Here is a 13,611-nt window from a genome sequence, read left to right on the forward strand (position 1 = left end):
TTCCCACACGCCACATGCTGTACTGTGCTGCTCTACAAAAAGTGATCTAAAAGTCAGGCTTAGAGCCCAGTTCTTACCGTTATCGCTAGGCAAATAGGCCAGAGTATCGGTAATTTAGTGAAGAGATGATCAGTTTTCTACACACTACGAACGGGTTTACCCTACAAAAGGTGATCAACTTTCCACACACTGCGAACGGGTTTACTCTACAAATGTTGATCAAAAAGTCAGGCTTAGAGCCCAGTTCTTACCGTTATAGTTCGGCAGGCTTGGCAATTGCCCTTAATTTATCAAAGTATTTTATTGAAAGCCCAAAGAACCAAAGCGACTTTCGTTTATGCTCGAACGAAAAATATACGGGCCATTCAGTTACTACTTGGTCATACAAAAATTGATAACACCATCAGATATTTAGGAATAGAGATTGAAGATGCCATTAAGATATTGAAAGAAACCGATTGTTGATTTAACTCAGGCAGTGTTCTTGTGCTGCCTTTGCCCCATTACGAGTTGTAACCTTTCAATTACCCACACATCACTTTGCAGATTGTAAATACTTAGCTATAGAAAAGCACTCATAGAAGTCCACTTGCTTCACACCGACTTTTAACAACGTTGTTCTCGCTTTTCTGTAAACTAGATATTTTCTTTGCTCGATCACACTCCCAGTTATTTACTGGATACATTTTGTCCCACGCTTTCATTAGCTTTCTTTGTGATGCACTCATATTATATCGTTTATAAGCACTTTCCATATAAAGGTAAGTACGTGTAATCGCCCCTCTTGCTAATTCAGGCGGCTCTGCTTTTCTATTATCTATCTTCATCGCACAGCTACCGAAATCACTTTGTGCTGAAGGCAGGATAGTGAAATTATAATTACTTCTCAGTGCATTAACGGCACCTATAGCAGGATAAAGGTTGAACATGTCTGCCTGCATAAAGCGATACTCAGTGCTCACTTTCTCCGCACATCTTCGACCTTTAAACGACTTCCCTCTGCTACTAACACATTGACTATGCCCATCTCTCCATTCACTGAAAGTACGACCAAAGTTCTCTGCTGGCACAACATGTTCCCACTCAATTTTTTGAGCACGCTTAAGATACTTAGTTGTAGTAAAACCTTTTGGGGTAGTTACTTTTTTATGGGAATTAAATTCGGCACCACAGTAAAGCGTACTTCGGTGATTGTTATGAACTTGCTTGTCTAACACCTTCTTCGCTTTACTAAATGATTCTATTTCTTGATTTTCAGCGAATACCTCAAAAGTGCCTAGTATTGTTATAAAGAATGCTATTAAAAATTTCATAAGGTTATCTTAAATTTAGAATTCATAAGGTGCCACAGATACTTTTATAAGTTTATGTGGGGTTTCTCACATACTTTGAGATATAAATAGATCCATCTTTTATTAAGATACACCTAATCCAACTAAAAGGTGTTTAGAAAATGAAATTAAATAATCAAGAAATTAAAAACTTAAAATGCAATTCTGGGCAGAAACATACTAAAAAAGATCTCGGTAAAAACTTATATGTATTGGTAAAAAATACAGGCTTAAAGCAATTTCGTTTCCGCTATATTTTTGATGATAGGCATAAAGAGATAGTCTTGGGGAATTACCCTCAAACAACTCTCGAACAGGCGCGCACTAAAGCGAACGAAGCCCGCTTGCTTCTTAGCAATTCAACAGTCCCTATGAGTTAGGTAAGTTAACAAAGGTTAAGGGCCTTGTTAGAGTTTAACCAAATAAAAATTATAGCCAACAAGCAAAATTACTGTGTTGTTGGCTAAACTACTTACCTTAGAGAATTATAGGGTATAAATATAATCAATAAATTTTAGCTATAAAATAGATGCTATTGTGCCTCGTGATTTTCATGGCATAGCTCAACTTTATTAAGCTAACAAGAAAACTATCATCATAACGAATGCAATTAGCTCATCGCACTATTTAAATATTTAGCTCACCATAGCAGCATTTCGTTTCTCAAAAAACGATAGATTATGTGCATCAATTTAAATGCAAGTATTGTAACAGCAGTTTGAAGATGCGTACTATTTTGAGTTAAAAACTGTCTAGTGAAAGCTGGTGAGTACAGATATCGATCACACAAAAACCAAAGCTATGTCACCAAAAACAAATGGTATCTGCGAACGTTTCCATAAAGTTATACTCATGAATTTTATCAAATTACATTCCGTAAAGCTCGTTAGGGGAATTACAAAAGGATCTGGGCGAATCGATGATTTATTATAATAATGACCGAACTCATCAAGGAAAAATGTGCTGTGGCAGAACGCCATTGGAAACATTATTAGATGGGAAATCGATTTGGGCTGAGAAGAATTTAGCTCAAATCTAAAATGACAGTCACCGATTGAAAAACGGGTAACTATCAGATCAAGTCTGAGCTAGTACATCTGAATGTAGTTGTTGCAATTCACCTAAATGATATCTATTAAAGTACGCACATTCTTTAAACCCTCATCTACGTCATCAAGGATGTATTCAAGTGCCGATAATCCATCAAAGTGCTCATTAGGTTTATTTATCCAACTATCAGCTTGTAAGCGGTCATTAAATATTAAGCCTAGCCCTCTATAAATGCCGATGACGTAAGAGATTCTTATTAGTACGTCTTCACTGAGGCTTCCAGCACACCCTTGTTGCCACTGCTCATATATATGAGCACCTTTGGCACCTAGCAATGTTTTTTGCTTATAAGGCTCTATCTGCCAAGCTTTCATTATATTAAAAAAAGTTTTTAATGCCACTTGGGCCGTTCTTTGTAGGTCTTCTTGACGAACTTTATCCATATATATTATTACACCTTAAAAACTTGTTTCTTAATAATAAAAAATTATAACGATGTTAAGCTGTATTGTTCCAATACTCTAAAGCCATTACTTCTGAGCGTTCAGAACTCATATATTCAGCAAGCCTTTTTACTTTAATAGGGTTTTGGTTTTGGACTTTTTCGTTTACTGCATCTAAAGCATTCTGCACATCTAAACTATTACCATCTACAAACCAATGACAACGATCTTTGTGTCTTGAGCCTGCAACATAAGAGGCTGCCCTATCCATTGCTTTGTTATAAAATACAAAAGTGTCGCCATCGATCGTTCTTCCCTGACTACTGTATACCGTAAAAGCATATGCATGTACTAACTGAAGTGCGCCTTGCTCGTTAGAATATTCTGATTTTAAAAATGTAACTTCTTCACCAGAGTCTTTTTTTATAGTAAAAAGAATATCCGAATTGATAGCTTTAACCTCCTTAATAATGCCAAGTTGGCCATTTATCAGATTTCGTTCAGGCGTATTTTTAGTAAACCTGACACGATCGTGGCTTGAAAATTTTTGCAAAAAATACCTCTCAGAAACAACACAATTAGCCTTTATATCCTCTTCACCTAGCAAACCTCTTTGCTGTAATTCACTTCTAATAAATTCATTCAAAGGTTGAATATCTTTCCAGCTATAAGCTATAACTAACCAATCTTTTTTTGGATTCGTATCTACATAGATTGACCAACGTTTTATCAATCTCTCCAAAGCAAGCTCCCTAGTCTCGGCTATATGCAATAGTCCTTTTGCAATCATTATTTTAAGTGCTTTTATTGAGTCACCAGATCTCAATACTGTTACAAGACTTTTAGCCCAATTCTCACGCTGTCTATATATAGTTTGTAACTCTGTAAAGCCATATCTTTTGGACAAGTATAATAAACACCCTCCATGGTTAATAGCACGTAACTGCTCAACTTCGCCTACTAAAACCAATTTAGAACCAGATCTCTTTATTTCCTTTAATAGCGCTAATAAATCTAATGAAGGAACTAACCCAGCTTCATCAATTAATATTACCGTATTAGTAAATTTATTATTTTTATGTTTAATTTCAATTAATAGCTTTTCGAAGGTACAACTATTTATACCTGTTTCGGCTTCCAACTGAGTCGCTGCTGCTTTAGATACTGTAGCGCCCACTAATTTATATCCTGATAGTTCGTAAGCTATACGCAATGCCTTCATAGATGTAGATTTACCAGCTCCAGCCCTACCTTGTAAAATTTCTAATCCTGTGTTGGTAAGCTTCTGTATTGAGCAACTTTGCTCTAATGATAATTTGAACCCCTGCTCTAATTCTTGCTTGCTAATTGCTTGCTTGATAACATTTTCAGAAAGCCGATAGTTATTATTACCTCGCAATGAATCAGCCAGACCAACTAGCTCGTTTTCAAACCGCAACATAGGCTTTGTTGTGTAAATTTCCTGTCCGGTTGAATTGATAACCGGCCCTAAAAGTCTTGTATTGTTGAGGATAGCCTCTACAGTATTCAAGATTTCGGATAAGTTCACATGAAAGAACTGAGCTTCAGTTGCTGCTATTTCATATATTTTGCGTATATCTACAATTGCATTTGATAGTGTCAGTTTTTTGATAATTAAAACTACAGGCAAGGCCTCTATAGTCGGTACGTTTTCTGTATTCAGATTTTTATATAGCTCTTCTTCAGTGTAACCTAGCTCGTTCAAAGCCATACGCCAAGTATTTATCTGACTAGTCAAAATCTTTTTTTGTTTTGGTTTTCTTGAATAAAGTGAAACTTTGTTTTTCACTTCAGGGCTACTATCTTCAAGACCCATCTCTTCTAGTTTATTATTAATGCCTTCACTTCGCTTAGAAAAAAGCCTACAAATATCAAGATTGCTCCCTGAAAATGTAAAACAATCTGTTTCATCTACCCTAATTATTTTAAAGCCTAACTCTCTTAAGCCACTGGCTAATAAAGCTCTATAAACTTGTACAGCGGCTTTTTGCCAGCGGTATATAAGGTGTGAATGCAAACTAGCCCACTTACCATCTTCTCTCAAAGTTAACCGAGAAAGAAGTGCATGCGTATGTAAATGAAAATCCCCCTCCCTTGACTCGTAATGTTTAAACAACAATGCTGCAAAGCCCTTTGTTTTTTTTAGGTTTTTACCTCCCTGCCCAGTTCTAGTAAAAGACACTTTTAACTCCAGAAACTCTAGAGCCCCTAGGACAGCTTGAAACTGGGCTTCGTCTATACGTTTTTGAAATAGATCATCAACTCGTACAAAAGCTTTAGAGATAGGTTTCGGCGCGTTAAAAACTATATCCAATATTTCTACTTTTTTACTCTTTACGGAGCCAATGAGCTGCTTGCCATGGATATCACATCCTGAAAATATATTTTTTAATTCATTAAAATACATTTTTGGTTTAAAGTTCAACGCCTTTGAAACTGCCCCCGTATAAAGAATATCTAAAGGCTTCGTGTTGGTTTGATGATCATTTTCAATGTAATAATCCAGCCGAGATTGCTTCGATATTGAAATCACTAAAGTTTAATTCCATTTTCAATTAGACGATCAATGGCCTCCTCTTTTTCATCTTCGTTCAAATTTAGCATTACAGAGATTACTTCTATCAAAAGTTGTCTTTGCCTTTGCTCCATTAGAGTTAAGTGGTTTTCTATTTTTTGTTGCTCAAAATAATTTAGGCAAGATTTGCGTATAATACTCGCTATTGTTGTCCCCTCATTTTCTGCTTTAAATTCTAATTTGCTGTAATCATCTCTTGTAAATCTTATAGTTACCGCTTTTTCTAATTTTTCACTCATAATTGAAAACCTTGATTTCTTCATCTAAATTAATAACTTAAAACTTAATTTTAGTTATTATGTATTACATATCGGTTTTCTTATGTTGTTGTTAAGTTTAGCTTTTTTAATTTTATTTTTTGAAAAAATACAAACCGTGCATAATGTCTAGAGACAAATAGAACTGATTATTTAACTTGCCCCTTCTCAGTCATCTTTTTACGCGTAAGAAGCCACGTATCTACATCTTTTACAAAAAAGCCTACAGAGCGAGAGCCTAGTAAAATAGGTTTTGGAAAGTTAGGGTCTAGCCGCCAGCGCCATAAGGTACTTTTACTAACTTGTAGCTCCTCCCTTAATTCTTTCAAACGAATGATTTTATTTTTAAATTTCATAATTTAACCTTATAGATTAATAATTTACTCTTGCTGAAAACCAACAAGCCAAAGAATAATATAAGGTTTCAAAAGTGTTTACAGGAGATCATTTCAAAAGTGAGAGGTATCTCTCATCAATAGCTAGTCCACTAGATTAGGTGAGTTAATTTTAGATATGGCTAAATCATGCAGGGGCTATATGTATTAAAAGCAGCAGCAATTTAAGTGACGATTTTGAATAAACGACTTAAGTAATTTCAAAAGTAGGATTCAGCTATTCTTATAATTCAGAAGTAAGGTACTAAAGTACAGCAATACTAATAGCAGGGTTAGTTCCCCCCAAGAATAGGTTCAGCTCTAACTCTGGGGTAAACTCAGTTCACCCGGTAGTAAGAAGTAAGGCTAGATTTAAATATAAAAACAACCTCACCCTTACCGAAGTTAACTATAGCATCCATATGATAAATTATTTTTAAAACGTGAATTAAAACCATATTTAAATATTACAGAAAGAATTCAATATGTTATAAATTAATATAACGATTATAAATAATTATAAAATTATAAATAAAAGTAATGTAGAGAATAAGCTCATTAAGTTTTTTAATAAAAAAACCAAAAAAGTAAAATACTTGCGTGTCATGGATGACACGTAACTCGTCATGGTTGACACGTACCTCGTCATGGTTGACACGTACCTCGTCATGGTTGGCACGTAACTCGTCATGGTTGACTCGTAACTCATCATAATTAGCACCACTCAATAGATCTTTCAAAGTCAGATTATATAACTACATAACCACACAGTCTTTTTAAATAAGTATTAACTTTATCTGTCAGCTTTGACTGTTAGGACTTAATCAAATCTGACAGTCGCAGAAGTGCCATGAGAGGGCGTTCGTAACTCCCGCGTAATAGGCGCGAGCTTGCGAGCGCCCTAATTGATGCGTTTGTTATATGTTACTGTTTCTTCTTAACTTCAAGGCCATCCAAAAGCTTATTAAGTACAACAGCTGATAAATCAGAAGTTGGATGTCCGGGAAGCGGACTCTCAACCTTCTTCTCTTTGCCAGAGAATACTGAACTAGGTTGGTAAGAGAACGCATCAGCAGTAAGCGATAAGCGCACTTCTGAATTAAACCCCTCTTTATCAAAATTATTAGCTGCTACACGTATACGCATGAAACCAATTTTATAATGCTCAGTCCTAGAGATTTCGTTTAAATGAAAACGATAAATAGCCATCACTACACCGAATACAACGACAAATATGGCAAATAGACCATATAGCACTACGTCCGGTATTTTTGCTGAAGCTAAAGCAGAATCAAGTTTAGCGGCAGTCATATATAGCGGAATAATGTAGAGCATTAGGATGACCATTAAAATGGTTATGCTAAACATCCTCAAATATGAGAATATACGATGTCCTTCATCTTTGTTTTTTTCTATATAAGCATCCAATGCCTCTATAGAAGCATCAATGCTATTTTTTTCTTCTGCCATGAATTACTCCTTTTACATATAACGCTTTGCTAAGCGGCTAAAAATGGCTGGCTATAATAGCGAGGAACGAAGCACAGCCAGCTGTTTGTGTCCGTTTAAGCAACTTGTTAAGTGCCGTTTACTCGAAAGCTAAACAACCACTTTTTGACAGTAAAGTATTAGTAGGTGTAATTAAAGCCCATTCAGGATCACCTTCTACTGTAGAGAATGAACACACCCAAGTATTGTCAGTTAACTCGACAACGACTTCAGGGAGCCTAGATTGAAATGAAATATTAGAAAGAAATAAACCGTTTAATGTCGCTAAATGATTTTTAAAAGCACTTTCTTCCGACCAACTACCAAAAGCAATTTGATTACCTTTTTCAACTCTCCAACTCCATTCGATCATAATTGTTAGATCATCTACTTCTAAGAAAATGGCACTACCATGACCTTGACGGACACGACTAACCACTTTTCCAATATAAGGTTCAATGAATTCTCTTATGTCATTTTCGGAAATTATGCTCATAAATCCTTTAGGCATTTAACGCTCAGCTGCGGCTGGTATGGAGCGAATTTTGTGTTATTGTTTGAGCGCCAGCGAGTAACACAAAAGGCGCGTAGTACCAGACGTCAGGCTGGAGCGGCTTGTTATGTGAATTTTCAAAACCCAAAGAACCTATGGCTTAAATCATACTCAGGGACCATTTTTACGGCCCAACCCGCACGGCTACCGGGTCTTATATATATCGGCTCACCATCCTCATATTGATCATTGGGGAAAGTAAGCTTGTCGTCTTTTAAGAATGAAACAAATTCACCCGTTAAAGAAAAAGCGTTTCCATCTTTAATTACACCTACCTGTTCACCATTGAAATTTATAAGGTTACCATTAACAAGCCAGCCCTTGTGCTGCCCTGAACTATTTCTGATCGGTGTACCATATAGGCATGAATAAACCGAAGTTATTAATGTATCACCAATTTTTCTACTGGGAATACCGCCAAGAGCAACTGCTTTTGATTCAAGCCCTTGGCCCGCTAGCGTAAGAGAACCAATACCTCCCAGTTTATCTTCAGGAACGTCTATATTTCCAAAAAGAACCGGACTGTCAGCACCCTTAATTATTAACTTTATATCGTGAAGCTGCGTATAGAGACTCTCCACATGAAGTGGTTCGCCACCAATTCTAGAAATATCCAAAATACAGCCGTTTCTTTTGTCGGATATTTTTAATTTTGTACCGACGCTGACAACATCTAAACTTCCTACTAATGCTATATATTCGTTTCGATTTATGTACGCTATCGGCGAACCGTCCAGTCCGTAAAAAATACAACAAATCGTACAAGGATCTCCCTTATCTTCGGGTTCCTCAAACCAAAAAAGTGGCTTCCCGTGGAGCGTAATTGCAATCCCCATATTCTGATATCGCATATTTCCTAACAGGAAATCTAGGGTATCAGTGTTAGGAAATAGCGTATCATTTACATATCCTTGCTCTAAACCTTTCGGGTTGCTCTTAGCTTCCCAGACTTTCTGTTTTGAAATAATTTTTTTTGTTACTTTGTCATGGCACATAGGACAAAGAATTGTCATTTTTTCAGGCGTATGCTTCAAAGCATTATGGAATTCTGGTTCGATATGTTCATATTCGACTAATACACAACCACAGAAAACACAGCCGTACCCTGCATCCCTACGAATAGACGCCTTGATTTCTTTGGGGATATATCTAGAAAGCCCGTGTTTATTCTTCCCCTTCAATTTACTCATTGATATAGCTCATGCTCTCTCAGTACGCGCTCACATAACAATAATAGTGCGCTCATCGCGCATATTTCTGCCGACTCCACGCTCATTTATCTACATTGTATGTTTTAACAAATAACCTAAGATATTACTATCTCTATGTTTTCTAAAACTTTTAACTAATGTTAAATTGAACAATATGCGCTTGCCGCTCATCTACATGAATATATGCGCAAAGCGCAGTTTGGCTAATCAATTAACGACGATATTTAGCCAATCTCAATGACCGCTTATCGCTCAAAGCCGCCTGTCAGGCGAAGTCTAACCTCGTTCTTTTAAACTGTAAGATCGGATATGAGCTACTACATCTCTTTAGAGGCAAGAATTTAAATTACTATTAAACTTCTTCTCTATGATATTTGACTAAAGCTTGATCAATTTTATGTTCAGCTTGAACTGTCAATTTTATTTCTTTGCCTTGGGGGCATGTTATAAACTCCACTGTATAATCATCATGAATAACAATAGCTTTTTTATCAAAAAGCGCATGGTGATTTGGACAAAGGCACAATAGATTTTCTTTAGTATCTGGACCATGATGAGGAGAGCCTAATGGCTTTATATGTGCCCCTTCAGCATAAAACCCCTTTGGTGTTTCTAATACTTCGTCACATATCTGACATTTGTGACCATATAGTTCTTTTATATCTTCTGCGATCTGTGAGTTCCTAATGATTCGGTTAACGAATATTGGAGCTCTCTTTGGCTGTTCTGCAATTAATTCAGCAATGTCTTCAGGTACTTCGCTATCAACGCCAGAGTAAACAGAAAAGCCCAAACTTTCCAATATAGGTTTTATGGATCCTTTAACACCGCTAGTACTCGTATTTTCTAAATGTTTACCAAATTGATGAAAGTATGCACCTAGAAAAATAGGCTTACATTCATACAATAGACCTTCGTAGCAAACAAAGTAGGTAAAGCTGTTGGATGCTGTAGCTTTACCTCTATACTTCATAAGATATTCTTCACGCCCTAGTGACCTGTATTCCTGTATCGCATGTATAATAGCTTCATAACTATTAAAATCTTTATAACTCATAATGTAATATTTCCTTTTTAGATTATAGTGGCTACCCTAACTGCGGCTTAAACTGGCCATTAAATTGATACTCTTAAATAATTGCTCACTGCTTAAGTACACAGCTTCATATTATGAGGTCAGTACATATATAACACACGAAATTAATTAGTACCTTTAAATAATGCAGTCAATACTTTATTAAGAATACGCATTTTTGATATTTAGAACGCTAAGAGCTAATTATAATAATGGGGAATATCATTCTTTACTTCTCTCAGAAAAACTGATTTCATAGGTATGAACTTACAACAATGCACCCATACAAAAAGTGGGGTATAAGTTGGGGTATATTTTAGAAATTAGGCTTTCACCCCTTTAAAAACAAGCTAATGGGCGGCATGATGTGATCATCCTCCTTTAAGCACCTTGCTTATATAAAAACCCAGCTTCGGCTGGGTTTTTGCTTTTTAGTACAAGCCTATTGTTATTGCTTAATTTATCTCCAAATCTATACCATGAGTTATTGGATTAAAGGTAAAAGGATTTGCTTAATAATAATGAATTAATCTCCTTCTTTATTTTGGTATCACTTATAACAGGGTTAGTGGTATTTATTGCTTGGATTATGCTTAAGCTCGTTATATGGGGTAAGAGCATGTCTAAAGGAGCGTATTTATTTTTAGCATTTTTTCCACTAATTTCACTTATGCCTATCCCACCCCCTACTTATGAAAATGTTCAAAAGGCCAAGCAAGAGCAGCGTAAACGAAAAGAAGACTCAGGTGACGACCCTACGAATGAAGATGAGTAAGCCAGTTTAGCTACGTAAATTAAAACACTCTTTAAGGACGCTTTAAGCATGCTCTAAGGTTTAAAATAGAGTGAACCTTTTTACTACTAACCCTATATGCGAAGCCAATGTATAACGTACAACTCCCCTTAAAATAAGCTTTAATAAACATTTACCTATACTATTTAACCCTGTATTGATATGTGAAAATACACCGACATAAAACAACTTTAGGTTTTTAAGTTATGCCAAAGCAGCATATAGGTAGTATTGCTCTTGTTGTAAAAGACTATGACGAAGCAATCGCATTTTATACAAAAAAATTAAGCTTTGAATTAGTGGAAGATACGGATTTAGGTGATGGAAAACGCTGGGTGTTAATAACTCCACCCAACTCAAACGGCACACATATATTACTTGCACAAGCCACAGAGCCTGAGCAGTTTAACGCTGTTGGTAATCAAGCAGGTAGCCGTGTATGGCTATTTTTAAACACTGACAACTTTTGGCACGACTACGAAAGCATGCTAGAAAATGGCGTAGTATTTCATGAGCAGCCTCGTAATGAGCCTTACGGTACGGTGGCCGTATTTGAAGATCTCTATGGTAACAAATGGGATCTTATTCAACAAAGCTAAATACTTAGTTGATTAACGACCTGACTATTTGAAATAAATCCGAGGGTAGCATGCCGCGCTGCCCTTGCTCTTCAGCCGCAACTTCACCAGCTCGAGCATGAAGAGTTACCCCGTATCGCGCTGCTTCATCGATACTAAGCCCTTGAGCAAGCAATGCACCAATAATACCTGTAAGTACGTCGCCACTCCCTCCCACGGCAAGTGCTGCATTACCATTTTCACACACCCAAGTGTTTTTACCGTTATCAATTAAAGAGCCAGCGCCTTTTAATATGCAAGTAGCATTATACCGTTTTGCGCATAATCGCACGCTATCAAACCTATTTGACTCTATTTCAGATGTATTTTTGCTAATGAGCCGAGCCGCCTCACCAGGATGCGGAGTAAGAACACATTGAGCCAACGTATAAGCACTTGCATTTTCAGCTAATAAATTAAGTGCATCAGCATCAAGTACAAGCGGCGTATTGTGCTCTTGGCAATAGTGCATTACTGTGCAAAACGTTTTTTTAGCCCATTCATCCTGCCCAAGTCCAGGACCAAGTACAACACAACTTGCCCACTCTAAAGCCTGTTCAAGGTTTTCACTCATGACCATTAATTCTGCCCTACCTATGCTTATTGGCATAATAGAGCTTTGATGCGTATAAACCTTCACCATCCCCGCACCTGCTCGTAGCGCAGCTTCACTACTGAGCCTAATTGCTCCCGCAGTACCTTGGTTGCCACCTACGCATAATAACTTGCCATGATTGCCCTTATGGCTATTTAAAGCCCGAGAGCCCAAACGTTTAAAGCTATCTATATTTATCAAGTGAGCACAAGGTGAAGCCAGTTGACTAAAAGTATCTTCAATTGCTAATTCATCGAGAATCAACTCACCGGCATGCTGTTTACCTGTCCCTGTAGAAAGGCCCTGTTTAATCGCAATAAAAGTAAGTGTTTTTGTTGCCTGAATAGCTGCGCCTAATACTTCACCTGTATTTGCATCAATCCCTGAGGGAACATCGATACTTAAAACAGGCTTTTCGCTTTGGTTGATGGCAGTAATAATCTCACAATAATTTTCGCGAACAGGTGAATTAAGCACAGTACCTAGTAACCCATCAATCACACAGTCACAGCAATCTAAATCACTCTTTGCAAACTCGTTAACTATGCCACCAGTATCAAGCCATAGCTGCTTTGCTTTAGCAGCATCACCACTGAGTGTTTTAGCAGGATCTATAGCGCAAACTTTAACCTCTGCGCCAGAGTCCTTAATTAAACACGCGGCTATGTAAGCATCACCCGCATTATTGCCATTACCTACAATAATCAAAGTAAGCTTAGCGTTAAAAGACTGCCACTGCTTGTATACGGACTCCCCCGCTCGCTGCATTAAAGTAAATAAATCTATTCCACATTGCTTAGCCGCCTCTCCCTCATAGGAGCGAATCTGCTCTTTTGTGTAAATATGCCTTTGTTTATTTAACATAGAAACTCGCCATAAATAAGTGTGTAGATGCTCTATAACTATAGCTTGGGATAAAAGAGCACTTTTCAATAGCGGATTTAGCATGTTAAACAGCTATTAAAACGAAAATTGAAGGCTTTAGTACAAAGAGTGTGAGTTCTGTGGTGGGCTTTTGCCGCGGGTTTCGTGATACTCAACCCACGCTACGGAGGTGGGGATATTACGTAAAGACATGTATTTAACTTGTCTGCAGACGTAAAAAAGCCCGGCTCTTTCGAGTCGGGCTTTCTTGTATTTGGAGCCTTGCTATTTCCTAATTACACATAGCAAATGCTACACTATCATCGGCGCTGTTTGGTTTCACTAATGAGTTAGGAAGGTGTGT

The 13,611-nt window shown here is 37.1% G+C and carries 13 protein-coding genes and 2 pseudogenes; 5 read left to right on the forward strand and 10 right to left on the reverse strand.

Annotated elements, in window-relative coordinates; genetic code table 11:
* Positions 1-312: 312 nt before the first annotated feature.
* Positions 313-465, forward strand: a pseudogene (locus CWB60_RS20980) (integrase); the annotation flags it as partial.
* Between the two features lie 110 nt (positions 466-575).
* Here CWB60_RS20980 and CWB60_RS11045 read toward each other — a convergent pair.
* Positions 576-1,313, reverse strand: a complete 738-nt coding sequence (locus tag CWB60_RS11045; protein WP_138578996.1) for an endonuclease — start codon at positions 1,311-1,313, stop codon at positions 576-578.
* Positions 1,314-1,453: 140 nt separating this feature from the next.
* Between CWB60_RS11045 and CWB60_RS11050 the strand changes: the two genes are divergently transcribed.
* Positions 1,454-1,711, forward strand: a complete 258-nt coding sequence (locus CWB60_RS11050) for an Arm DNA-binding domain-containing protein (protein ID WP_138578994.1) — start codon at positions 1,454-1,456, stop codon at positions 1,709-1,711.
* 382 nt (positions 1,712-2,093) lie between these two features.
* Positions 2,094-2,370 (forward strand): annotated as a pseudogene (locus tag CWB60_RS11055) (integrase core domain-containing protein); the annotation flags it as partial.
* Between the two features lie 82 nt (positions 2,371-2,452).
* On the opposite strand, the gene CWB60_RS11060 reads toward CWB60_RS11055, so the two are convergent.
* From CWB60_RS11060 to CWB60_RS11095, 8 genes are all read right to left on the reverse strand, one after another.
* Positions 2,453-2,824, reverse strand: a complete 372-nt coding sequence (locus CWB60_RS11060) for an MbcA/ParS/Xre antitoxin family protein (protein ID WP_138578992.1) — start codon at positions 2,822-2,824, stop codon at positions 2,453-2,455.
* A 55-nt stretch (positions 2,825-2,879) separates the two neighbouring features.
* Positions 2,880-5,378: a MobF family relaxase gene (mobF, locus tag CWB60_RS11065; RefSeq protein ID WP_138578989.1), complete on the reverse strand. Its 2,499-nt coding sequence runs from the start codon at positions 5,376-5,378 to the stop codon at positions 2,880-2,882.
* Complete coding sequence (locus CWB60_RS11070) at positions 5,378-5,659, reverse strand: plasmid mobilization protein (protein WP_138578987.1); 282 nt, start codon at positions 5,657-5,659, stop codon at positions 5,378-5,380. The genes mobF and CWB60_RS11070 overlap by 1 nt, the downstream gene beginning before the upstream one ends.
* 167 nt (positions 5,660-5,826) lie before the next feature.
* The gene (locus CWB60_RS11075) at positions 5,827-6,033 is read right to left on the reverse strand and encodes a helix-turn-helix transcriptional regulator (protein ID WP_138578985.1); all 207 of its coding nucleotides are present in this window, start codon (positions 6,031-6,033) and stop codon (positions 5,827-5,829) included.
* Between the two features lie 942 nt (positions 6,034-6,975).
* Positions 6,976-7,521, reverse strand: coding sequence for a hypothetical protein (locus tag CWB60_RS11080; RefSeq protein WP_138578983.1), 546 nt, complete (start codon positions 7,519-7,521; stop codon positions 6,976-6,978).
* Positions 7,522-7,639: 118 nt separating this feature from the next.
* Entirely contained in the window at positions 7,640-8,035 is a 396-nt protein-coding gene (locus CWB60_RS11085; RefSeq protein ID WP_138628008.1) for a hypothetical protein, read from the reverse strand.
* A 134-nt stretch (positions 8,036-8,169) separates the two neighbouring features.
* On the reverse strand, positions 8,170-9,282 hold the full coding sequence (locus CWB60_RS11090; protein WP_138578979.1) for an HNH endonuclease: 1,113 nt from the start codon (positions 9,280-9,282) through the stop codon (positions 8,170-8,172).
* A gap of 373 nt (positions 9,283-9,655) precedes the next feature.
* A complete protein-coding gene (locus CWB60_RS11095) occupies positions 9,656-10,360 on the reverse strand; it encodes an HNH endonuclease (protein ID WP_138578977.1) in 705 nt (234 codons plus the stop codon).
* 637 nt (positions 10,361-10,997) lie between these two features.
* On the opposite strand from CWB60_RS11095, the gene CWB60_RS20745 reads away from it, so the two are divergent.
* On the forward strand, positions 10,998-11,153 hold the full coding sequence (locus CWB60_RS20745; protein WP_024031481.1) for a hypothetical protein: 156 nt from the start codon (positions 10,998-11,000) through the stop codon (positions 11,151-11,153).
* Between the two features lie 224 nt (positions 11,154-11,377).
* Positions 11,378-11,770 carry a VOC family protein gene (locus tag CWB60_RS11100; RefSeq protein ID WP_138578975.1) on the forward strand — a complete coding sequence of 131 codons (393 nt, stop codon included), beginning with the start codon at positions 11,378-11,380 and terminating at the stop codon, positions 11,768-11,770.
* A gap of 4 nt (positions 11,771-11,774) precedes the next feature.
* On the opposite strand, the gene CWB60_RS11105 is transcribed toward CWB60_RS11100, so the two are convergent.
* Positions 11,775-13,247, reverse strand: coding sequence for an NAD(P)H-hydrate dehydratase (locus tag CWB60_RS11105; protein WP_138578973.1), 1,473 nt, complete (start codon positions 13,245-13,247; stop codon positions 11,775-11,777).
* Positions 13,248-13,611: the final 364 nt, after the last annotated feature.

This window comes from Pseudoalteromonas sp. S327 (genome assembly GCF_005886415.1).
Lineage (GTDB): Bacteria > Pseudomonadota > Gammaproteobacteria > Enterobacterales > Alteromonadaceae > Pseudoalteromonas > Pseudoalteromonas atlantica.